22 protein-coding genes and 2 tRNA genes are annotated in these 21,799 nt (G+C 72.3%); 12 read left to right on the top strand and 12 right to left on the bottom strand.

Annotation, left to right across the window (positions count from 1 at the left end; translation table 11 throughout):
• Positions 1 to 15 precede the first annotated feature (15 nt).
• The gene (locus tag AC3EU2_RS13630) at positions 16 to 831 is read right to left on the bottom strand and encodes a glycerophosphodiester phosphodiesterase family protein (RefSeq protein WP_488176834.1); all 816 of its coding nucleotides are present in this window, start codon (positions 829 to 831) and stop codon (positions 16 to 18) included.
• Between the two features lie 4 nt (positions 832 to 835).
• Positions 836 to 2,611 (bottom strand): glycoside hydrolase family 13 protein, encoded by a 1,776-nt coding sequence (locus AC3EU2_RS13635; RefSeq protein ID WP_488176835.1) that lies wholly within the window; start codon positions 2,609 to 2,611, stop codon positions 836 to 838.
• A gap of 128 nt (positions 2,612 to 2,739) precedes the next feature.
• Between AC3EU2_RS13635 and AC3EU2_RS13640 the strand changes: the two genes are divergently transcribed.
• Complete coding sequence (locus tag AC3EU2_RS13640) at positions 2,740 to 3,318, top strand: dihydrofolate reductase family protein (protein WP_488176836.1); 579 nt, start codon at positions 2,740 to 2,742, stop codon at positions 3,316 to 3,318.
• 46 nt (positions 3,319 to 3,364) lie between these two features.
• Here AC3EU2_RS13640 and AC3EU2_RS13645 read toward each other — a convergent pair whose 3' ends face one another.
• The 6 genes from AC3EU2_RS13645 to pepN form a co-directional block, all read right to left on the bottom strand.
• Positions 3,365 to 4,024, bottom strand: a complete 660-nt coding sequence (locus AC3EU2_RS13645; RefSeq protein ID WP_488176837.1) for a hypothetical protein — start codon at positions 4,022 to 4,024, stop codon at positions 3,365 to 3,367.
• An 84-nt stretch (positions 4,025 to 4,108) separates the two neighbouring features.
• Entirely contained in the window at positions 4,109 to 4,972 is an 864-nt protein-coding gene (locus tag AC3EU2_RS13650) for a hypothetical protein (protein ID WP_488176838.1), read from the bottom strand.
• Entirely contained in the window at positions 4,965 to 5,483 is a 519-nt protein-coding gene (locus tag AC3EU2_RS13655; RefSeq protein ID WP_488179492.1) for an RNA polymerase sigma factor, read from the bottom strand. The genes AC3EU2_RS13650 and AC3EU2_RS13655 overlap by 8 nt, the downstream gene beginning before the upstream one ends.
• Positions 5,484 to 5,585: 102 nt before the next feature.
• A complete protein-coding gene (locus tag AC3EU2_RS13660) occupies positions 5,586 to 6,044 on the bottom strand; it encodes a globin (RefSeq protein WP_488176839.1) in 459 nt (152 codons plus the stop codon).
• Positions 6,041 to 6,982 (bottom strand): mechanosensitive ion channel family protein, encoded by a 942-nt coding sequence (locus tag AC3EU2_RS13665; protein ID WP_488176840.1) that lies wholly within the window; start codon positions 6,980 to 6,982, stop codon positions 6,041 to 6,043. Before AC3EU2_RS13665 ends, AC3EU2_RS13660 begins: the two co-directional genes overlap by 4 nt.
• Entirely contained in the window at positions 6,979 to 9,537 is a 2,559-nt protein-coding gene (gene pepN / locus AC3EU2_RS13670; protein WP_488176841.1) for an aminopeptidase N, read from the bottom strand. The genes AC3EU2_RS13665 and pepN overlap by 4 nt, the downstream gene beginning before the upstream one ends.
• A 110-nt stretch (positions 9,538 to 9,647) precedes the next feature.
• On the opposite strand from pepN, the gene AC3EU2_RS13675 reads away from it, so the two are divergent.
• The 4 genes from AC3EU2_RS13675 to trmB all read left to right on the top strand — a co-directional run bounded on the left by AC3EU2_RS13675 (position 9,648) and on the right by trmB (position 12,697).
• Positions 9,648 to 10,262, top strand: a complete 615-nt coding sequence (locus AC3EU2_RS13675) for a mycothiol-dependent nitroreductase Rv2466c family protein (protein ID WP_488176842.1) — start codon at positions 9,648 to 9,650, stop codon at positions 10,260 to 10,262.
• A 55-nt stretch (positions 10,263 to 10,317) separates the two neighbouring features.
• Positions 10,318 to 10,785: a ribose-5-phosphate isomerase gene (locus tag AC3EU2_RS13680; protein WP_488176843.1), complete on the top strand. Its 468-nt coding sequence runs from the start codon at positions 10,318 to 10,320 to the stop codon at positions 10,783 to 10,785.
• Between the two features lie 96 nt (positions 10,786 to 10,881).
• Complete coding sequence (locus tag AC3EU2_RS13685) at positions 10,882 to 11,994, top strand: PP2C family protein-serine/threonine phosphatase (protein ID WP_488176844.1); 1,113 nt, start codon at positions 10,882 to 10,884, stop codon at positions 11,992 to 11,994.
• 19 nt (positions 11,995 to 12,013) lie between these two features.
• Positions 12,014 to 12,697: a tRNA (guanosine(46)-N7)-methyltransferase TrmB gene (trmB, locus tag AC3EU2_RS13690; protein ID WP_488176845.1), complete on the top strand. Its 684-nt coding sequence runs from the start codon at positions 12,014 to 12,016 to the stop codon at positions 12,695 to 12,697.
• An 80-nt stretch (positions 12,698 to 12,777) separates the two neighbouring features.
• Here the strand turns inward: trmB and AC3EU2_RS13695 are convergent.
• A tRNA-Pro gene (locus AC3EU2_RS13695) sits at positions 12,778 to 12,854 on the bottom strand.
• 119 nt (positions 12,855 to 12,973) lie between these two features.
• Here AC3EU2_RS13695 and AC3EU2_RS13700 point away from each other — a divergent pair.
• A tRNA-Gly gene (locus AC3EU2_RS13700) sits at positions 12,974 to 13,047 on the top strand.
• A 62-nt stretch (positions 13,048 to 13,109) separates the two neighbouring features.
• Here AC3EU2_RS13700 and AC3EU2_RS13705 read toward each other — a convergent pair.
• Positions 13,110 to 13,565, bottom strand: a complete 456-nt coding sequence (locus AC3EU2_RS13705; RefSeq protein WP_488176846.1) for a zinc metalloprotease — start codon at positions 13,563 to 13,565, stop codon at positions 13,110 to 13,112.
• Positions 13,562 to 14,056, bottom strand: coding sequence for a hypothetical protein (locus AC3EU2_RS13710; protein WP_488176847.1), 495 nt, complete (start codon positions 14,054 to 14,056; stop codon positions 13,562 to 13,564). The genes AC3EU2_RS13705 and AC3EU2_RS13710 overlap by 4 nt, the downstream gene beginning before the upstream one ends.
• 275 nt (positions 14,057 to 14,331) lie before the next feature.
• Here AC3EU2_RS13710 and tig point away from each other — a divergent pair, with 275 nt between their 5' ends.
• Together tig and AC3EU2_RS13720 are read left to right on the top strand one after the other, a co-directional pair.
• Positions 14,332 to 15,684, top strand: coding sequence for a trigger factor (gene tig / locus AC3EU2_RS13715; protein WP_488176848.1), 1,353 nt, complete (start codon positions 14,332 to 14,334; stop codon positions 15,682 to 15,684).
• 211 nt (positions 15,685 to 15,895) lie between these two features.
• Entirely contained in the window at positions 15,896 to 16,363 is a 468-nt protein-coding gene (locus AC3EU2_RS13720; protein ID WP_488176849.1) for an SRPBCC family protein, read from the top strand.
• Between the two features lie 126 nt (positions 16,364 to 16,489).
• Here AC3EU2_RS13720 and AC3EU2_RS13725 read toward each other — a convergent pair whose 3' ends face one another.
• Positions 16,490 to 17,551 carry a LacI family DNA-binding transcriptional regulator gene (locus tag AC3EU2_RS13725; protein WP_488176850.1) on the bottom strand — a complete coding sequence of 354 codons (1,062 nt, stop codon included), beginning with the start codon at positions 17,549 to 17,551 and terminating at the stop codon, positions 16,490 to 16,492.
• A gap of 131 nt (positions 17,552 to 17,682) precedes the next feature.
• On the opposite strand from AC3EU2_RS13725, the gene AC3EU2_RS13730 reads away from it, so the two are divergent.
• The 4 genes from AC3EU2_RS13730 (at position 17,683) to AC3EU2_RS13745 (ending at position 21,612) form a co-directional block, all read left to right on the top strand.
• Positions 17,683 to 18,978, top strand: a complete 1,296-nt coding sequence (locus AC3EU2_RS13730; protein WP_488176851.1) for an MFS transporter — start codon at positions 17,683 to 17,685, stop codon at positions 18,976 to 18,978.
• A gap of 119 nt (positions 18,979 to 19,097) precedes the next feature.
• Positions 19,098 to 19,721, top strand: a complete 624-nt coding sequence (locus tag AC3EU2_RS13735; protein ID WP_488176852.1) for an ATP-dependent Clp protease proteolytic subunit — start codon at positions 19,098 to 19,100, stop codon at positions 19,719 to 19,721.
• Positions 19,722 to 19,747: 26 nt separating this feature from the next.
• Positions 19,748 to 20,407, top strand: coding sequence for an ATP-dependent Clp protease proteolytic subunit (locus tag AC3EU2_RS13740; RefSeq protein WP_488176853.1), 660 nt, complete (start codon positions 19,748 to 19,750; stop codon positions 20,405 to 20,407).
• Positions 20,408 to 20,658: 251 nt separating this feature from the next.
• On the top strand, positions 20,659 to 21,612 hold the full coding sequence (locus AC3EU2_RS13745; RefSeq protein WP_488176854.1) for a hypothetical protein: 954 nt from the start codon (positions 20,659 to 20,661) through the stop codon (positions 21,610 to 21,612).
• The last annotated feature ends 187 nt before the right edge of the window (positions 21,613 to 21,799 follow it).

The raw sequence follows: 21,799 nt of genomic DNA on the forward strand, positions 1-21,799 counted from the left end.
CCGCGAGGCAGCGCGTCAGGCCGCCGGGGTCAGCGGGTGCCCCCGCTCGACGAGCACGTCGCGCAGCACGTCGATGTGGTCGGTGACGATGCCGTCGACCCCGAGGTCGAGCAGCCGGTGCATCTCGGCGGCGTCCTCGTCGCTCCACTCGTGGAACCACACGTGGACCTGCTTGCCGAGCCGGTGGGCGACGTCGACGAGACCCGGGGTGACCAGGGTGATGTCCCGGCCCCGGATGCGGTGGGTCGTCGGGATCTGCAGGACCGGCGCCGGTGTGTGCAGCATCCGCGTCACGACCTGCGGGGCGAAGCGCAGCAGCCCCGTCCCCACCTGGCCGGCGGCGGTGGCGAGCGACGGGCCGAGGGCGCGGCGCGCGGCCCGCACCCGCCGCTCGCTGAACGACCCGATGCACACCCGCGCGGTGGCGGCGTGGCGCCGGATGGTGTCGACCGTGGGCGCCAGAGCCGAGTCGGCCTTGATGTCGATGTTGAGCCGGGTCGTCGGGAACTCCTCGAGCAGCTCGGTGAGCAGCGGCACGGCGTCGGTGCCGTTGATCCGCACCTCGCGCACCGCGGCGTACGGCAGATCGAGGATCGCACCCTCGCCGTCGGTGACGCGGTCGAGGTGGGTGTCGTGGAAGGCGACGAGCTCACCGTCGGACGTGGCGTGCACGTCGGTCTCGAGGTAGTGGTAGCCCATGTCGACGGCCCGGCGGAACGCACCGACCGTGTTCTCGAGGCCGACGTTCGGGGCGTAGGCCGCCCCGCCACGGTGGGCCATCGCGATCGGCCCGTGCTGGTCGAAGTAGGCGAAGTCGGTGGCGCGGGCCATGTGCTCAGAGCACCGCCCACACGGCGACGTCGGTGGGGACCAGCCCGTCGGGGGTCAGCTCACCCGAGCGGTGGGTGACCTGTGCCCCGTCGGGCAGGCGCACCGGCTCCGAGCCGAGGTTCACCAGCGCCAGGGTTCGGCGTGAGTCGTCGGCGGAGGCATTGACGAGCGCGACCACGCCGTCGCCGGACAGTTCGTGCCACGACGCCGCTCCGAGGCCGAGCCGGCCCGCGCGCCGGGCGGCGAGCAGTGACCGGTAGAGCTCCAGCGTGGAGCCCTCGACTCCGTCCTGCTGGTCCACGGCATACGCGCCGTAGGACTCGGGCTGGGGCAGCCACGTCCGGTCAGAGGGTCCGAAGCCCTGGCTGGGTGCGTCCTTGACCCACGGCATCGGCACGCGGCACCCGTCACGCCCGATCTCCTTGCCCTGGGTGCGGTAGAAGGTCGGGTCCTGGCGGAACTCGTGCGGCATGTCGGTCGACTCGGGCAGGCCGAGCTCCTCGCCCTGGTAGACGTACGCGCTGCCCGGCAGCGCGAGCATGAGCATGGTGGCGGCACGGGCCCGGCGCAGGCCGAGCGCGACGTCCGGCTGGGCCCGGTCCGCGGCGATCCCGTTGGGTCGGGGGAGGGACTGGTCGAGACCGAGGCGGGAGGCGTGGCGCACGACGTCGTGGTTGGACAGCACCCACGTCGTGGGCGCGCCGACGGCGTCGTTGTCGCGGTAGGAGTGCTCGATGACGGCACGCAGGCTCGCGGCCTGCCAGTGGGTGTCGAGGAAGTCGAAGTTGAACGCCTGGTGCATCTCGTCCGGGCGCACGTAACGGGCGAGTCGGTGGCCCGGCTTCACCCACGCCTCGGCGCAGAGAATCCGCTGTGGAGAAGGCTGCTCGTCGAGGACGGTGCGCCAGCGCCGGTAGATCTCGTGCACGCCCTCCTGATCCCACATCGGTGCCCGAGGCTCCTCGTCGTCGAACTCGGCCTGCTCGTCGGGGGACGACGGGAGGGCCGCCTCCGGGTTGTGGTCGGTGGCGTCGAACGCCTGCAACGGACCCTCGAAGTCCGGGAGTCCCTCCTCCTTGACCAGGGCGTTGGCGACGTCGACGCGGAAGCCGTCCACCCCTCGCGCACACCAGAACTCGAGGATCGAGGCGAACTCGTCGCCGATCTCCGGGTTGTTCCAGTCGTAGTCCGGCTGGGTGGTGTCGAAGATGTGGAGGTACCACTGCCCGGGCGTGCCGTCCGCCTCGGTCACCCGGGTCCAGCCGGCGCCGCCGAAGACCGACGGCCAGTTGTTGGGCGGCTCCGCGCCGCCCTCGCCGCGGCCGTCGCGGAAGATGTAGCGGCTCCGCTCGGGGCTGCCGGGAGGGCTGGCCAGCGCGGCCCGGAACCACTCGTGCTCGTTGGAGGAGTGGTTGGGGACGAGGTCGACGAGCACCTTGATCCCGAGGTCGTGCGCGCCGGCGATGAGCGCGTCCGCGTCCTCGAGCGAGCCGAAGAGCGGGTCGATGTCGCGGTAGTTCGCGACGTCGTAGCCGGCGTCGTTCATCGGCGAGACGTAGAACGGGGACAGCCACATCGCGTCGACCCCGAGGTCGCGCAGGTAGGGGAGCCTCGCCGTGATGCCCGGCAGGTCGCCGATGCCGTCGCCGTCGGAGTCCGACCACGACCGCGGGTAGATCTGGTAGATCACCGCGTCGCGCCACCACGGCGCATCGGCCGGGTCAGCGGGGTGGAGGGTGGTGCGCAGGACGTCAGGAGTGGTCTGGGTCACGGACCCCATGCTTCCGTATGCCGTCCGCCCCCTCCAACTTGTGAGTCTCACGTTCTGGCGGTCGGCGCCGATGGTCTCACCGGGGCGATCACTCACGACGCGCTAGTTTGGGGGCACCCGGAGGAGAGGAGCGCCCCATGGGCACGGTGGTCATGTACGGCTCGGTCTCGGTGGACGGTTTCATCGCGGACGCGAACGACCAGCCCGGACCGCTGTTCAACTGGTTGACCAGCGGTGACGTCCCCTTGGACGACTCCGGGATCCTCATGGTGTCGCAGCCGTCCTACGACTACACACGGGCGTACTGGGACGAGATCGGGGTGACGGTCGCCGGCCGCCACGTCTTCGATCTGACGGACGGCTGGGACGGCAAGCCCCCGAGCGGCATCGACCACGTGGTCGTCGTGACGCACCGGCCGGAGCCCGACGGCTGGGACGCCGCGGCGCCGTTCCACTTCGTCGACGGCGTCGAGGCGGCAGTTGCCAGGGCGCAGGAGCTCGCCGGTGACCGGCTGGTCGAGGTCGCCGCCGGCGACGTTGGTGGCCAGGCGCTGGCCGCGGGCCTGGTCGACGAGGTGCGCATGGACGTCGTCCCCGTCGTGTTCGGGTCCGGCAAGCGCTACTTCGGGTCGGTCGACGCGCAGCACCTGTTGGAGGATCCGGACGTGATCCGCGGCCATCGGGTGCTGCACCTGCTCCATCGGGTGCGCCGCTGACCGACCCGCGCGGGAGCGCACTCGGGCGGGAGCGCGTGGACGGTCGCTACCCCAGGACCTCGACGCGGCGACGGGTGCTGACCCGCGGGGCCACCCGCCGGGCGAGCAGGGCGCCGACCCCGACCCCGAGCACGAGGGCGATCGCCGCCAGCACGGTGGCAAGGCGCCGGGACACGGCGGGCGCCGAGGCCTCGACCGGCTCGGGCCCGCCCACCACGGCCGCGTCACGCGCCGGTGCAGCAGCGACGTCACCGTCCGAGCCCGACCCTGCCGCCAGCACGCCGAGGGTGGTCAGGGTCGTGACGAGCTCACCGCCGCGAGCGGGCCGGTGCCAGACCGGCGTCCCGGCATACGGGTCGGTCCCCGACGTGGTGACGTAGGTCTCCACCCAGGCGTCCGCCCCGGCCAGGTGCACGGTGTCGATGCGCCAGGGGCTGACGTCGTGGATCAGCCACACGAGACGGATCCCGGCCTCGGAGCCCGTGACGGCCTCGGGAGCCGTGCTGCCCCCCGCGGGCGGGTTCTCGTCGCCGAGGATCGACTGGAGCTCGGTGTACGCGGCGCTCCCGTTGAGGGCGGCGGCCGACTGGCCGGTCCCGTGGTTGACGACGAGGACCGAGGTCGGGCCGCCCGCCACCGCGGGCTGGACGCCCAGGACGACGAGGGCGGTGACCAGGGCCAGCGTGAGTGAGAGGAGCCTGCGCATGGTGTGCCTCCGGGGGTGAGTTCGGGTCCTGCGTGGGATACACCGCCGCGGCAGGGTCGGTTCACCCCGACGCGTCCCCGTGAGTCAGCCGGCCGACTCCGCGACAGCCGTGGCGGCGTCCAGGGTCGTGGGTCCCTCGAGGCGGTAGGTCACCCCGCTGCCCCCTCGTCCCTCGTCGACCCAGACCAGGGTGGGGCCGGCGACCCGCGGTGGAGCGGAGACCGTCCGGCCCGAGCGGTCGACCCACTCGATGAGGTGGGGCTCGTCGAACCACACGGCGTCGCGTCCGTCGACGTCCGTGGGTGTCACCGCGTCCCAGACCGACTTGAGGTAGCCGAACGACAGGCTGCCCGTGAAGACGTCGAGACGGGTCGACCCCGGACCGGCACCCCAGGTCATCTCGACGACCCGGGCGTCGTGCGTCAGCGCGATGGCCGTGGGTGTACCCAACGTCGAGGGCACTGCGATGTCGAAACCGACGCGGCTCGAGGCCTCCGCGACGGAGCCGACCACGACGGCGCCGGCGGTGCCGGCGGTGCCGCCGCCGCTGCCGCCGCTGCCGCCGCTGCCGGCGGCGCCCGTCGGGGGAGCCACGGGCCCGGCCGTCAGCGGCGCGCCGGAGGGCGGAGGCACCTCGCGCACGGTGACCCCGCCGATGCGGAGGAGCTCGAGGACGGCGGCTCGCACGGGTGGCACGAGGACGACGACGAGCAGGGCGGCGGCCGCCACGGCCGCGGCCCGCCGCCGGGGAGCACGCAGGCTGCGCCACCACGTCGCGAAGGCGGAGCCGGCCGGTGAACCGTCGCGGACGGCATACGCACCGTCCGGGTCCGAGATCCGCAGGAGCACGCGGTCGGCGAGGTCCGCCGGGGGCGGGTCGACCACGAGGGTCCGGCCCAGGGCGACGAGCTCCGCCTCGAGCGGGTCGGGCCGGGTCTGGTCAGCCATGGGGGAGCTCCTCCCGCAGTCGGGCCAGGCCCCGGTGCAGGCGTGACTTGACGGTTCCGTGGGGGATGCCGAGCGCTCCCGCGGTCTCGGTCTCGGACAGCTCGAGCAGGTAGCGGCAGGTGACGACGTCACGCAGCTCCGTCGGCAACCTCCCGATCGCGGCGAGCAGGGTCTCGCGTCGTTCGTGGCCCACGGCCGCCTCGGCCGGGTCGCGTTCGCCCACGAGCGGGGCGCCCTCGCGCACGACCCGCCGCTCCCGGTCGACCCGGCGCGACCGGCCACGGTGCAGGTTGCGGGTCTCGTTGACGACGATGCGCAGCAGCCACGGCCGGAAGTCGGCGCCGTCCCGGAAGGACGACAGCGAGCGGTAGGCCTTGACGAACGCCTCCTGGACGACGTCGTCGGCGTCCGCACCGGCCCCGGAGAGGACCGCCAGCCGTCGGGCCATGGGGGCGTGCCGGGTCACCAGCTCCGCGTACGCGGCCGTGTCTCCGGACCGGACGCGGGCCATCACCAGGGCCTCGTCAGCCGTCTCGATCGGTGCTCCCCTCGCCGCGGGTGGTGTGTTCCACCAGTCCTACACCGCGCGGGCCGCTCCGGTTCCCGGCGGGCGTCAGAGGGTGGGGCGACCGCCCGGGGTGACGGGGGAGGACGACGGCGCGCCACCGGAGGGCGACGGGGCACCACCGCTTCCCGACGGCGCGTCGTCGGTGTTGACGAGCATGTGCGCGGCGCGCAGGAAGTACTCGCGCATCGCCTCGGCGTTGGCCTCGGGCAGGTCGAGGGTCTCCATCGCCGCGAGCATGTGGCGCATCCAGCGGTCCCGCATGTCGAGCGTCACCGGGAAATGCACGTGCCGCATCCGCAGCCGAGGGTGGCCCCGCTCCTCGCTGTAGGTGTGCGGACCGCCGAAGTACTGCTCGAGGAACATCCGCAGCCGGCGCTCGGCCGGTGCGAGGTCCTCCTCCGGGTACAGCGCCCGCAGCGCGGGGTCGGTCGCGACCCCCTGGTAGAAGGCGTGGACGAGACGCTCGAAGGTCTCGGCGCCGCCCACCTCGTCGTAGAAGCTCATCCGCGTCCTCCCGGTCCGCCGAACCCACCGAAGGGTCCCATCGGTGGTGCCTTGACGCCGGCCTCGTCGAGCGCCGACTTGATGCGCTGGCGCAGCGCGCGCTGCACGTCGACCTTGTCGCCGGGCGAGGTCTGGGCCAGCACGCGGATCGTCATCGTCTGGCCGGTGATCGACTCGACCCCGGCCACGGTCGGGGTGTCGAGCAGCCGCCCCTGCCAGCCCTCCTCGCCCGCCATGGCCTCCGCCGCCGCGTGGATGACCGCGGAGACACGGGCGACGTCCTCGTCGTAGGCCACGGGGACGTCGACGATCGCGGTGGCGCGGTGCTGGCTGAGGTTGCCGATGCGGATGATCTCGCCGTTGCGGATGTACCAGGTGACCCCGTCGGCGTCCCGCAGCCGCGTGACCCGCAGCGAGACCTCCTCGACCGTCCCGATCGCCTCACCGGTGTCGATGACGTCACCGACGCCGTACTGGTCCTCGAGGATCATGAACACCCCGGAGAGGAAGTCCTTGACGAGGCTCTGCGCGCCGAAGCCGAGGGCCACGCCACCGACGCCCGCCGAGGCGAGCAGGGGGGCGAGCGGGATGCCGACGAGGTCCATGACGGTGAGGGCGGCGATGGCGCCGACGACGAACGTCACGGTGCTGCGCAGCAACGTGCCGAGGGTCGTCATGCGCTGCTGGTGCCGGGCCCGGGCGAGGCCGGTGGCCTCGGTCCAGAGCCGGCCGGCCCGGGAGGTGTCGGTCGCGTCGTCGCGGCGCTCGGTGGTGCGGGCGGTCATCGCCGCGACCGTGCGCGTGATGATCCGGTGCGCGAGCCAGCGCAGGACGACGGCGAGGACGATCGTCAGGAGGACTCGCAGCCCGTCGGTGAGCAGCCAGTCCTGGACCTGCTGGGCGGTCAGCCGCGTGGTGGTGAGGTCGACTCGCGTCATGCCCGCGCGTCACGCTCCTGCGCCGCCAGGGCGCGGGTGATCGGGTCGCGGTTCTCGGCGACGAGGCGTCGCAGGGCGTCCGGCGCGTCCGTGTGCGCGTCGAGCCACTCCTGGGTCGCGTCGCGCAGCCGGGCCGAGGCGAGGCCGCGCGGGTAGAACCCGACGACGATCGACTCGATGAGCGCCATCGAGCCCTTGTCCTTGAGGGAGTCGAGCGCGGCGTGGTAGCGGTCGACGAAGGGCTCGAGGGCGCTGACGTCACCGAGCCGCCCGAACCCGAGGCCGTAGGCGTCGACCATCGAGTTCGACAGCCCGGCGTCCTCGATGGCCGCCTTCCACGCGGCCTCCTTGGCCTCCGGCGTCGGGACCGCGGCGCGCGCGCGAGCGGCGCGCTCACGACCGGTCGCCGTGGCGTCGCGCTCCAGCTCGGCCTCGACCTCGCCGTCGCCCAGGACACCGGCGCCGGCGAGCCCGGTGAGCAGCGTCCACCGCATGTCGGTGTCGAGGGCGAGGCCCTCGAGCTGCTCGGTGCCGTCGAGGAGGCCACGGAGGTATGCCGTGTCGTCACCGGTCGTCGTGAACCCGGCAGCCGCGCTGACGAGCTGGAGCTGCGCGTCGCTGCTCGGCTCCGCGACCCGCGTCGCCTCCCAGAGGCGGTCCAGCGTCGAGCGGCGGGTCTCGTCACGGTGCTCGGGGGCGACGTAGAGGTGGACGGCGGTCGACAGCTGGGTGAGCAGCGTGCGGATGAGGGTCGAGTCGTCCTCGCCGGGCAGCACCTCGAGGACGAGGTCGGCGAAGGTGCGCGCGCTCATCTCGGCGTCCCGCGTCATGTCCCACGCCGAGGCGAGCACGAGCGACTTGGGCAGCGAGCTCTCGAAGCTGCGCACGTGCTCCAGGGCGGTCGCGAGCGAGCGCGGGTCGAGCCGGATCTTGGCGTACGTGAGGTCGTCGTCGTTGACGAGCAGCAGGTCCGGCTGCTCGCGCCCGATGAGCTCGGGGATCTCGGTCCGCGCGCCGGTGAGGTCGAGCTCGAGGCGGTCCGTGCGGGTGAGGCGAGGTGCGCCGTCCGTACCGGTGCCCACGGCATACAGGCCGATCGCGAGGCGGTGCGGGCGGATCGTCTCGAACCCCTCCGCGAAGGTCTGCTCGACGACGGCCGCGGACACGTGGCCGCGGTCGTCGACCTCGATCAGCGGGCGCAGCGTGTTGACCCCGGCGGTCTCGAGCCACGCCTTGCTCCACGTGCGCAGGTCCCGACCGGACGTCGCCTCGAGCTCGTCGAGGAGGTCGTCGAGGGTCGTGTTGCTCCACTGGTGCTTGGCGAAGTACGCCCGCAGGCCGTCGCGGAAGGCTTCGCGGCCGACGTACGCGACGAGCTGCTTGAGGACCGAGGCGCCCTTGGCGTAGGTGATGCCGTCGAAGTTCACCTCGACGTCCTCGAGGTCGCGGATCGGGGCGACGATGGGGTGGGTCGAGCTGAGCTGGTCCTGGCGGTAGGCCCAGTCCTTCTCGTGGGTGCCGAACGTCGTCCACGCCTCGGTCCACTCGGTCGCCTCAGCCTGGGCCGTGGTCGAGGCCCACTCGGCGAACGACTCGTTGAGCCAGAGGTCGTTCCACCACCGCATCGTCACGAGGTTGCCGAACCACATGTGGGCGAGCTCGTGCAGCAGGGTGAGGGCGCGGCGCTCGACGAGCGCGTCGCTGACCTTGGAGCGGAAGACGTACATCTCGTTGAAGGTCACGCACCCGGCGTTCTCCATCGCGCCCATGTTGTACTCCGGCGTGAAGACCTGGTCGTACTTCTCGAAGGGGTAGGGCTGGTCGAACTCGGCCTCGAAGAACGCGAAGCCCTTCTTCGTCAGGTCGAAGAGGTTGTCCGCGTCGAGGAACTGCGTGAGCGACTTCCGGCAGAAGATGCCGAGCGGGATCTCGCCCTTGCGGCTCGTGGCGGTGTCGCGCACGACGTCGTAGGGACCGGCGACGAGCGCCGTGATGTAGCTCGAGATCGGCGGGGTCGCGGCGAAGCGCCACGTCGAGACACCGTCACGGCCGGTCGGCTCGCCCTCGGGGGTGGGGGAGTTGGACAGCACCTGCCAGTGGCTCGGCGCCGTGACCGTGAAGGTGAAGCGCGCCTTGAGGTCCGGCTGCTCGAAGACGGGGTACATGCGCCGGCTGTCCGGCACCTCGAACTGGCTGTAGAGGTAGACCTCGTCGTCGACCGGGTCGACGAACCGGTGCAGTCCCTCACCGGTGTTCATGTACGTGCCGGTGGCCTCGATGCGCAGCTCGTTGTCCGCCGCCAGCCCGTCGACCGCGATCCTCGTCCCGTCGTATGCCGGCTCGACCGCCGCACCGTTGAGGGTCACCGAGTCCACCGACGTGCCGAGGAAGTCGACGAAGGTCGAGGCGCCCTCGGAGGCGCGGAAACGGATGGTGCTCGTCGTCGCGAAGGTCGCCTCGGACGTCGTGAGGTCGAGCTCGACGGCGTAGGAGTCGACGTCGACGAGCGCGGAGCGCTCCTCGGCCTCGAGACGGGTGAGGTTCTTGCCGGGCACGGGTACGTCCTTTTGTCCGGGGGGAGGAGGGAGACATCGAGTGGCCTGCCCAAATCCTCGCATGTGGACTCGGCGTCACCTCCCCCCGGCGCAGTGGCACGATTGCCGGCATGACTGACGAGCAGCGCACCACCGCCGAGTTCTGGTTCGACCCGCTGTGCCCCTGGGCCTGGATGACCTCACGGTGGATGGGGGAGGTCGAGCAGACCCGACCCGTCGACGTGACCTGGTCGGTCATGTCCCTCGCCGTCCTCAACGAGGGCCGCGACCTCCCCGCGGAGTACCGCGACATGATGGACCGCGGGTGGGGACCCGTCCGCGTCGTCACCGCGGCCGGTGAGCTGCACGGACCCGAGGTCGTCAAGCCCCTCTACGACGCCATCGGCACCGCGATCCACCCCGGCGGGGTCGGCGACTACGACGAGGCCATCGCCATCGGTCTGGAAAAGGCCGGGCTGCCCGCCGACCTCGCGCGCTTCGCCTCCTCCGACGAGTACGACTCCCAGCTGCGCGACTCCACCAAGCGCGCCCTCGACCTCGTCGGCGACGACGTCGGCACGCCCGTCGTGGCCGTCGACGGCGTCGCCTTCTTCGGCCCCGTCGTCAGCCCGGCCCCCCGGGGTGAGGCGGCCGGCCGGCTGTGGGACGGCTGCGTCCTCGTCGCCGGCACCCCGGGCTTCTTCGAGATCAAGCGCAGCCGCACCGTCGGCCCCCAGTTCGACTGACCCCTCGTCACACCCCTCTCGACCACTGACGTTCGACACAGGAGACCGACCACAGATGCGCGTACACATCGGCGGCGACCACGCGGCATACGAGCTGCACCAGGAGCTCGTCACCTTCCTCGAGTCGGAGGGGCACGAGGTCAGCGACCACGGGCCGTTCGGCCTCGACCCGCTCGACGACTACCCCGTGTTCGTCCTGCGTGCCGCCGAGGGCGTGGCCGCCGACCCCGGCTCGTTCGGGGTCGTGCTCGGCGGGTCCGGCAACGGCGAGCAGATGGCCGCCAACAAGGTGGCCGGGGTGCGGGCGGCGCTTTGCTACGACGACGAGCTGGCCCGGCTGGCCCGCGAGCACAACGACGCCCAGGTCATCTCGATCGGTGCCCGCATGAACACCGCCGACGAGGCCCGCTCGATGGTCCGGACCTTCCTCGGGACCCCCTTCTCGGGGGACGAGCGCCACCAGCGCCGGATCGACATGGTGACCTCCTACGAGAGCTCGAAAAGGCTGCCTGACCTGCCCTGACGTCGAGTCCGTCGTGGGGTTCCCCGAAGGGTTCCGCCGTCGGCTACTCCTCGGTTACTGTGTCCTTCGAGCAGCCCTGAGACAGGAGACAGACAGGTGGCTACGGACGTCACCGTCCTCTCGCGCCGGCGCCCGTTGACGCTGGCGCGGCGGTTCCGTGCCTACACCCTCGCGGCCGGCGCGCGCCGTGACCGGGTCCTCTTCGCACTGGCGCTCGTCGTCGCGCTCGGTCTCATCCTCGCGATCTTCACCTTGCCGGGCCGCTTCCCCACGATCACGGTCGCCCCGCTGATCCTGCTCGCCGGGCTGTACCTCGCCAACCGCCACCTCGTCGCCCTCTACGTCGTCATCGCGCTGGGGATGAGCATCGCCGCCCCGCGTCTGCCCACTCCCGGGCCCACCAAGATCGTCATGCTCTCCGCGATCGGCGCGCTCATGGTGATGATGCTCGTCGTCGCGTCCTCCCGGGTGCGGGTGGGCTCCATCGGGTTCCACAGCGAGGACCTCCTCGTCGAGCTGCGGGACCGGATCGCGCGGTCCGCGCGCCTGCCCGGTCTGCCCCCGGGCTGGACGGCGGAGGCCGCCGTGCTGTCGGCCAACGGTGAGGGCTTCTCGGGTGACTTCATGGTGGCCGACCGCACCCACGGCGGGCGCCACCTCGAGGTGGCCCTCGTCGACGTCAGTGGCAAGGGTCGCGAGGCCGGCACCCGGTCGCTGCTGCTGACCGGCGCGCTCGGGGCGCTGCTGGGGGCCCTCACCCCGCCGGCCTTCCTCGGGGCGGCCAACAGCTACCTCGTCCGCCAGGGGTGGGACGAGGGATTCGCCACCGCCGTCCACGTCGACATCAACCTCGACACCGGCGAGTACTCCGTCGGCAACGCCGGACACCCCTCCGCGGTGCGCTACTCCGCGGGCGCCGGCACCTGGGGCCTGCTCGAGGGTGGTCGCGGCCCGGTCCTCGGCATCATGCAGGGCGTGCACTTCACTCGCACCCACGGAAGTCTGGGGATGGGCGACGCGCTGATGATCTACTCCGACGGGATCATCGAGTCGCGCAAGCACGACCTCAGCGAGGGGACCGACCGCATGCTCGGCGCTGCGTCGGAGGCCATGGTCCGGGGAGCCGCGTCCATCACCGACGCCGTCGTCTCCGTCGCGCGCTCGGGCGACTCCGACGACCGCGCCGTCTTCGTCATCGTCCGCCGCTGACCGCGGCTAACCTCGTGGCGTGTCCTCCACCCGCTCGACCCTCGACCACGTCGCCCGTCACGGCGTGCGCACCTTCACGCCCCGCTGGCGCAGCTCGGCGCTGACCACGCAGCGCATGGCGCGGCTGCTGCCCCGCCACGTCGTCCCGGCGGAGGGCATCCTGGACCGGGAGGCGTGGTTCGGGCGGAGCGCGCCGGTGGTCCTCGAGGTCGGCTCGGGGTACGGCGCCGCCGCCGTCGCCTACGCCGCCGCCCACCCCGAGCACGACCTCCTCACCGCCGAGGTCCACGTGCCCGGCGTCGCCCGCATGCTCGCGCTCGCCGAGCCGCTGGAGCTGCGCAACCTCTGGGTGCAGTGCGACGACGCGGTCCCCCTGCTCACCGACCGCCTCCCGTCCGGGTCGCTCGCGGCCGTGCACCTGTTCTTCCCCGACCCCTGGCCCAAGGGCAAGCACGCCAAGCGGCGCTTCGTCCAGCAGCACAGCCTCAGCCTGCTCGCCGACCGGCTCGAGCCCGGCGGCGTCCTGCGGATCGCCACCGACCACCACGTCTACGCGGCCCACGTGCGCACGCAGGTCGCCCACCACGGCGGGTGGACCTTCGTCGAGGGGGAGCGGCCGTCCTGGCGGCCCGACGACGGGTTCGAGGCGAAGGGGCTGCGGGCCGGTCGCTCCGTCGTCGAGTTCACCCTCACCCGCGCCTGACCACCCCACTGAGGGGATGAGGTGCGCGCGTCTGCGACGAAGGAGCAACTGAGCGTGCACCGCATCCCGTCAGTGGTGCCTGGTCGGGGTAACCAGATTCGAACTGGCGACCTTCCGCTCCCAAAGCGGACGCGCTACCAACCTGCGCCATACCCCGGACGTTCTCGTACCGCCCCGTGACCCGGATCTGTGGGCTCGATTTCGGATCACGAGGAGGCGGCCACTAGGCTAACTCCTGCTCCGAGCCGGCCGAGACATCTCGACCGCGACGAGCATGCGGGCGTAGCTCAATGGTAGAGCCCCAGTCTTCCAAACTGACTACGCGGGTTCGATTCCCGTCGCCCGCTCCACGACGCAGGTATGCCGTCCGCTCCCGGTGAGCGGACGGCATACCTCTGTCACGGGGAACGCGTCAGGCGCGGAAGGCGACCCAGGCGTCGTTCATGCGCTCCACCTGACCCGGCGTGAACATGTTCATGCACGAGTCCTGGCGGTAGTCCATGACGTTGTGGATCGGGTCCAGCCCGGGAGCGGTGCACGTGTCGGCGCCGGTCGGGCAGTTGAACTGCGGGACCGCCTCGCGGGGGGTGTCGGCCACGAAGTCGCCGGCGGCCGAGCAGCCGTGGGCGAAGGTGTGCTCGAGCATCATCCAGTGCCCGACCTCGTGGACGAGGGTGTCACCGAGGGCGTACTTGCCAGCAGTGCCAACGGGCATCGACTCGTCGAGCATGACGACACCGTCGATGTAGCTCCGGCCGTTGTTGTCGACGCCCTTGGGGAAGTAGGCCCAGCCGACGAGCCCGCCACCGATGTCGGCGACGTAGACGTTGAGGGTCGTCGAGTCGCCCAGGTGCAGGGCCTGCTTCATGTCGCGCTCGACCTTGCCGGGGACGACGGTGGTCCACGTCGGGTTGACCGTGTGGGTCGTGGCCTCGAGCTCGAAGCGGAACGGCGAATCGGCGGCGTCGGCAGCGGTCGTGCCCGCGAACGCGTCGTTGAGGCCTTCATCTGTGCGGCGATCATCGTCGTCATCCGCGTCTCGGCGGCGCCGCTGAGGGCCATCTTGGACACGACGTGGAAGACGGTCGGGATGGTGACCGAGCCGGCCGCCATGAGCGGGCTGTCCTTGAGCACGCCGTGGGCGTTGGCCTCGTTCTTGCCGTGGAGCGCCGGCTCCGTGGCGCCCTTGGCACCGTCACGCACGCGCGCCGCCGAGGTGGCTCCCGTCGCGGGGTCGCACTCGGCGACGGCGGGCGAGGGCGCGGAGGTGGCGCTCACGCTCACGGGGACGGACAGGGCCAGGGTGGCCGCGGTGAGCGCGATGGCGCCCAGGGCAGGCCGGATGAGACGTCGTGACATCGGGGGATCTCCTCAGGGGTCCGGCCCGGTCGGGCCGCGCGGGGGACCGTAACCCGCCACCCCACCCGAAAGCGGGCTCCGGCCCGACGCGATTCGGGCCGGGGCCGCCGGTGCCGTTAGCATGGTCGCGAGTGTGATCTCCCCGGTGTGCCACGTGCTCACGCCGACCCCGCCAGCCCCAGCTGCTCGCGGAACCGGCGCGCCGACCGGAGGTCATGCACCGCGGGCCACGCGCCCGCACCATCCCGTGATCCCAACCGTGTGGAGTGCCTGAAGTGAAGAGTGCCGTCGAGACCCTCAGCCCGACCCGGGTCAAGATCGTCGTGGAGGTGCCCTTCGACGAGCTCAAGCCCGACCTCGACAAGGCGTACCAGACGATCGGGTCCCAGATCCAGATCCCCGGCTTCCGCCAGGGCAAGGTCCCGGCCCGCATCATCGACCAGCGGGTCGGCCGGGGCGCCGTCGTGCAGGAGGCCGTCAACGAGGCCCTGCCCCGCTTCTTCTCCGAGGCGGTCGAGGCCGAGGGCATCCGCGCCATCGGCCAGCCCGAGGTCGACGTCACCGCCGTCCCCCTCGAGGACGGGCAGGACCTCGAGTTCACCGTCGAGACCGACGTGCGTCCCGACATCGAGCTCCCCGAGCTCGAGGGCATCGCCGTCGAGGTCGACGAGGTCACGGCCAGCGACGAGGACATCGAGGAGCGCCTCACCTCGCTCCGTCAGCGCTTCGGCACCCTCACCCCGGTCGAGCGCGCCGTCGAGAACGGCGACGTCCTGTCGATCGACCTCTCCGCGGTCATCGACGGCGACGAGGTCGACAACGTCGAGGGCGTGACCTACGAGGTCGGCTCCGGCAACATGCTCGACGGGCTCGACGACGCCGTCCTCGGCGCCACCGCCGGTGACGTCAAGACCTTCACCGCCCCGCTCGCCGGTGGCGACCGCGAGGGCCAGGCCGCCGAGTGCACCGTCACCGTGCAGTCGGTCAAGGTCCGCGAGCTCCCCGAGCTCGACGACGACTTCGCCCAGCTCGCCTCGCAGTTCGACACGCTCGAGGAGCTGCGCGCCGACGTCGCCACCCAGGCCGAGCAGGCCAAGAAGTTCGAGCAGGGCGTCCAGGCCCGCGACAAGGTCCTCGAGCACCTCCTCGACTCCACCGACGTCCCCGTCCCCGACGGCATCGTCGAGGCCGAGGTCACGAGCCACCTCGAGGGCGAGAACCGCCTCGACGACGACGAGCACCGCGCCGAGGTCGGCGAGAGCACCCGCAAGGCGCTCAAGGGCCAGTTCCTCCTCGACGCGCTCGCCGAGAAGCTCGAGATCTCGGTCGAGCAGCCCGAGCTCATCGAGTACCTCATCATGAGCGCGCAGCAGTACGGCATGGACCCCAACCAGTTCGCCCAGGCGATCGACCAGCAGGGCCAGGTGCCCGCGATGGTCCAGGAGGTCGCGCGTCGCAAGGCGCTCGCGGCGGTCCTCGAGAAGGCCGTCGTCACCGACACCGCCGGCAGGACCATCGACCTCAACGAGCTCGTGCCGCAGGCCGAGACCGTCGACCCCGAGCTCGAGGACGACGAGTCCGAGTCCGAGCCCGAGGTCGCCACCACCGAGGAGCCGGCCAAGGCCTGAGGTGTCCAGCCCGACCACCGCGTATGCCGTGTGCCCACCGAGAGGTGAGCACACGGCATTCGCGCGTTTCAGGCCTGCTGTCGGGTCCCTCCCGCGGGGCCATGTCGCTCCCGCAGCGGCCTGCCGCTGTGGGGGCATGCGAGGGCGAGAACGCACTGGACGACGGCCGCCCGGTTTGCACCTGCCGCCGATCCGTGATGAGGATCGAGGCATGACCCACGACACGCAGATCACCGTTTCGCGCACCATCGACGCGCCCGCCCAGACGATCTTCGACGTGCTCAGCAACCCCGAGCGCCACCAGCAGCTCGACGGTTCCGGGTTCGTCCGGTCGGACGAGAAGTCCAACCGCATCCAGCAGGTCGGCGACGTGTTCACGATGAACATGTCCGGCGACCACATGGGTGGCGACTACCAGACCGACAACCACGTCGTCGGCTTCTCCCAGAACGCCCTGCTCGCGTGGCAGACCGCGCCGGCCGGCACCGAGCCGCTCGGCTGGGAATGGGTCTGGCGCCTCGAGCCCCAGGGCCCGGGCCAGACGCTCGTCACGCACACCTACGACTGGAGCAAGGTCACCGACAAGGCCCTCCTCCAGAAGGTCTCGTTCCCGCTCGTCCCCGAGAGCGCCCTCGAGGCCACCCTCGCGACGCTCGCCGAGGTGTCGTCGGGCGCGTGACCCCCGGGTGGGCCTGACGCGTTCCGGCCTGCTGTCGGGTCCCTCCCGCGGGGCCATGTCGCACTCGCAGCGGCCTGCCGCCCTGGGGCCATGCGAGCGCGAGAGCGCCGTGGACGACGGCCCGTCTCAGCTGGGCGGTCCGGTCGTGTCGCCGACCCGGAGCGACACCGGGAACGGCTCGCTCGTCGCCGGCTCCCCGGCGAGGCGGCGGCGAATCAGCTCGCCGAGCAGCCGGCCCTTGGCCTCGCCCGGCTGCTCGATCGTCGTGAGGGTGCGGTCGAGCCACGGGAGGTCGACCGCGTCGAACCCGGTCACCGACACGTCCTCCGGGACGCTCACGCCCAGCGCCTCGGCGGCGCGGATGACGCCGGCAGCGAGCAGGTCGGACTGCGCCACGACGCCCGTCGGTTGCTCGTCGGCGGCGACGTCGAGGAGGAGCCGGCCGGCGGCCTCGCCCTGCGCGACGTCGGGTCGCTCGGTCTCGACGAGCGCGCTTCCCGCCGGTGCGGTGTCGACGAAGCCTCGCGCCCGGTCGCAGGCGTCGGGGTAGATCGCGCCCGCCAGCTCGGCGGCATCGACCCGGTGGGTGGGCCGGGCGTGGCCGAGCGGCATGCTCACGTGGGCGAGGCGGCGGTGGCCGAGGTCGAGCAGGTGGCGGGTGGCGGCTGCCGACGCGCCGTGCTCGTCGACGACGACGTGGCCCACCGCGTCGTGGACCGGCGCCCCGGAGCCCACGATGGGGATGCCGCGGGCGAGGAGGTGGTCGACGAGCGGGCTGTCCGTGCGTCCGCAGAGGGGGAAGACGGCAGCGTCGACCGCGTGCCCGGCGACCGGGTTGGCGCCGACCCCGCCGTGGTCGGCGACGAGCAGCATGCTCGTGCCCATCGCGTCGAGCTCCTGCGCGAGTCCGTCGAGGACGGCGAGGGCGAAGGGGTCCCGGAAGGCGTCGCGCAGGCGCTCCTCGACGATGACCGCGACGGCGCCGGCCCGCCCCTGGCGCAGCGAGCTCGCGAGCGGGTCGGGGCCGGCATACCCGAGGTCGGTGGCGGCGGCGCGCACGCGGGCGGCGGTCGCGTCGGCGACCGGGCCGCGCCCGCTGAAGACGAGGGAGGCGGTGCTGATCGACACGCCGGCGCGCGCGGCGACGTCACGCAGCGTCACCTTGCGCGTTTGACGTGGACGGGTCATGCGCGACAGACTATCGAATCGATTCGACACCCGTTCCCCCGGGTCGAGCGGTCACGACACCTCGTATGCCGGGGGCGCACCCGGGGTGTCGCGACCACTCGACCTGCCCGCACCCCGAGAGAGACCGTTCCATGACCAGCCCCGCCCTGCCCCGCGAGCGCGTCGTGTCCGCACGCACCGCCGTCTTCGTCGTCTTCGCCCTCGCGGGCGTGGCGTTCGCGACGTGGGCCTCGCGCATCGCCGACGCCAAGGCCACGCTCGGCCTCACCGCCGGTGAGCTGGGGCTCACCCTGTTCGCGATGTCGGCCGGCTCACTGCTCGCCATGCCCTCGACCGGCCGGTTCGCCGACCGGTTCGGGGTCGTCAGCACGATCCGCGCGGGCATGGTCATCAGCGTGGTCGGCTTCGCGGTCGTCGGCGCCGGGGTGGACCTCGCCGAGTCGCGGGCGGTCGTCGCGGTCGGCCTCTTCCTCATCGGCAGCGGTGTCGGCGTCTGGGACGTGGCGATGAACCTCGAGGGTGCCGGCGTCGAGCGGCTCCTCGGACAGACCGTCATGCCCCAGTTCCACGCCGCGTTCAGCGGTGGCACCGTCCTCTCGGCGCTCGTCGGCGCCGGCATGTCGTGGGCGTCGGTCCCGCTGCTGCCGCACCTCCTCGGCTCCGCGCTCGTCGTCACCGCCGGCGGGTTCTGGGCGATGCGCCAGTTCCTGCCGCGCGAGGTCGAGGACGCCGAGGCCGCGGAGGCGCACCCGTCCGCCACGGCCGCAGCCTCGGACGGCGGCGCCGGCGCCGGCGCCGGCCAGCCGGTCGCGCGCTCCCGGTCGGCGTGGCTCGAGCCGCGCACCCTCCTCATCGGCCTCGTGACGCTCGTCGCCGCCTTCACCGAGGGCACCGCCAACGACTGGCTGGCGGTCGCGTTCGTCGAGGGCCACGGCGTCCCCGCCTGGGCCGGCGTGCTGGCCTTCGCCACCTTCCTCACCTTCATGACGGTGGGACGCCTGCTCGGGACCCGCTGGCTCGACACCTACGGCCGCGTGCCGGTCCTGCGGCTGACGTTCGCCCTGGCCGTCCTCGGCTCGGTCCTCGTCATCTTCGGGAACCCGTGGCTGGCCTTCGTCGGCGCGGCGGTCTGGGGTGTCGGTGTCTCGCTCGGCTTCCCTGTCGGGATGAGCGCCAGCGCCGACGACCCCGCCCGGGCCGGGGCGCGGATGTCGGTCGTCGCGACCATCGGCTACCTGGCGTTCATCGCCGGGCCGCCCGCTCTGGGGTTCCTCGGCGACCACGTCGGTGTGCTCCGCTCGCTGCTCGCCGTCGGCACGATGGCGCTGCTCGTCCAGCTCATCCTCGAGTCGGTGCGCGAGCCGGTGCGCGGGCCCGAGCCCACCGCCGCGGTCGAGGCGGGGGAGCCGGTCCACGACCGCGGCTGACCGGCATACGCCGTTGTGCTCAGGGCGAACACGACCTGGCAGCGGGAGTGCGAGGGCGAACCCGCGCGTTAGGGTCAGCGACAGGCAAGACCACCGATCACGGCAGGAGCGAGACCAGCGTGAGCAGCAACGAGATCGTCGCAGCCGGACCGGGCGAGAGGCTCGGGCTCGACGACAGCATCTACAACCGCCTCCTCAAGGAGCGGATCATCTTCCTCGGCTCCGAGGTGCGTGACGAGAACGCCAACGCCATCTGCGCGCAGATGCTCCTGCTCGCCGCGGAGGACTCCGACAAGGACATCTGGCTCTACATCAACAGCCCCGGTGGCTCGGTGACCGCCGGCATGGCGATCTTCGACACCATGCAGTGGGTCCCCAACGACGTGGCGACCGTGGCCATGGGCATGGCCGCCTCGATGGGCCAGTTCCTGCTCTCTGCGGGCACGCCCGGCAAGCGCTACGCCACGCCGCACGCGCGCGTGATGATGCACCAGCCCTCGGGCGGCATCGGTGGCACCGCGTCCGACATCAAGATCCAGGCCGAGCAGCTGCTCCACATCAAGAAGCAGATGGCCGAGCTCATCGCCGAGCACACGGGGCAGACCGCGGAGCAGATCGGGCTCGACTCCGACCGCGACCGCTGGTTCACCGCCGCGGAGGCCAAGGAGTACGGCTTCGTCGACCATGTGTTCTCACGGGCCGACCAGGCTGGCAAGTCGTCCGACAACCCGGTCACGGACTGACCCGGCGACCAGGAGAGACAACAGACATGAACGCGAACTACCCGACCCGTCCGAGCGGCCTCAGTGTCCCGGCCCCGTCGAGCCGCTACATCCTGCCGCAGTTCGAGGAGCGCACCTCCTACGGCATGAAGCGGACCGACCCCTACACCAAGCTGTTCGAGGACCGCATCATCTTCCTCGGCGTGCAGGTCGACGACGCGTCCGCCGACGACGTCATCGCCCAGCTCATCGTGCTCGAGTCCCAGGACCCCGACCGCGACATCCTCATGTACATCAACAGCCCCGGCGGCTCGTTCACGGCGATGACCGCGATCTACGACACGATGCAGTACATCCGGCCGGACGTGCAGACGTTCGTCGTCGGCCAGGCGGCCTCGGCCGCCGCGGTGCTCCTCGGTGCCGGCGCCAAGGGCAAGCGGTACGCCCTGCCCAACGCCCGGGTGCTCATCCACCAGCCGGCGATCGAGGGGACCGGTGGCATGGCCTCCGACCTCGAGATCCACGCCAACGAGGTGCTCCGGATGCGCGGCTGGCTCGAGGACACCATCGCCCACCACGCCGACCGCGACGTCGAGCTCGTCCGCAAGGACATCGAGCGCGACAAGATCCTCTCGGCGGCCCAGGCCAAGGAGTACGGCCTCATCGACGAGGTCCTCGTCTCGCGCAAGGCCGCGCTCGAGGTCTGAGTCCGGCCCCACACGCTCGGGTGTGCCGTCCGCTTCAGGGAGCGGACGGCACACCTGTGTCCGGGGGGTGCGGGTACGGGCGCCTGACCCGTCGTCCATGCCGCTCTCGCCCGGGCATGGCCCCACGGCGGCATGCCGGTGCGGGAGCGACATGGCCCCGCGGGAGGGACCCGACAACCGGGCCCCGTGGGCCCGCCGGGGCCTGTGGACAACGCCGACGGCGGACCGGGCGACGGTGTCACGCTCGGACCATGCTCGGTGCCGCTGCTCCCCTCCCGTTCGACCCGGGAACCCTCCGCCTGGCGTCGGACCTGCGTCGCAGCGGCATCGAGCCCTCCCGGGGCGGGTGGCACCACGTCCGGCGCGGGGTGTGGGTCGATGCCGGTGTCTGGGCCACGCTGGACCCGACGCAGCGGCATGCCGCGTTCACCCACGCGACCGCCCTGCTCCGACGGCTCGACGAGCCCCTGGTCTGCGCGGTCGAGTCCGCCGCGGCCGTCTGGGGGCTGCCGCGCATCGAGACGTGGCCGCGACACGTGCGACACCTCGTCACGGGCCGGCACGTGCGCGGCTCGGCCCTGCTGCGCCCGCACCTGGGTGAGGAGGTCGAGCCGGTCGAGGTCCACGGGCTGCTCGTCACCCCCGTCGCGCGCACCATCGTGGACCTCGCGCGGTCCGGGACGCTCGTGACCGCGGTGGCGGCCGCCGACCACGCCCTGCGGCACGAGCTGTGCTCGGCCGCGGACCTCGCCGAGGAGGTCGCGCGGCTCCGTCCCCGCGCGCACGGCCGGGTCCGGGCCGCGCTCACCCGCGACCTCGCCGACCCGCTCGGCATGTCCCCGGGCGAGAGCCTGTCGCGGGTGCAGATGTTCGTGCTCCACCTGCCGCGCCCGACGCTGCAGCACCCGATGAGCGACGAGCAGGGGCAGATCGGCGTCGTCGACTTCTGGTGGCGCGGGGTCGTCGGGGAGTTCGACGGACGCGGCAAGTACGGCGTGCCCGCGGGGGCCGACCCGCGGGAGGCGGCCGAGGTCCTCTGGCGCGAGAAGAAGCGGGAGGACCGGTTGCGGCGTCAGGCCGCCGTCGCGCGCTGGACCTGGCGCGACGCCATGCACCCGGAGCTCATGGCCCGGGTCCTCGCCGCCGCGGGCGTCCGGCCCGTCGCCCGTCCCGGGTGGTTCGACCTCGGCGGCACCGCGTCCTGACGCCTCGGGGTCGTCGGGTCCGTCCCGCACGTCCATGGCGCTCCCGACGGTCCCTGTCGCCGTGGCGGCATGCTGCGGCGAGAACGACGTGGCGGTGCGAGCAGGACCCGAGGAGAGGGCCCCGGCCCCTCCACACACCCGCCCCGGGGAGGTTCTGCCCTCAGCGGACAAGGGCGACTCGCGACGC

Source organism: Knoellia sp. B-D-2, from assembly GCF_057714695.1.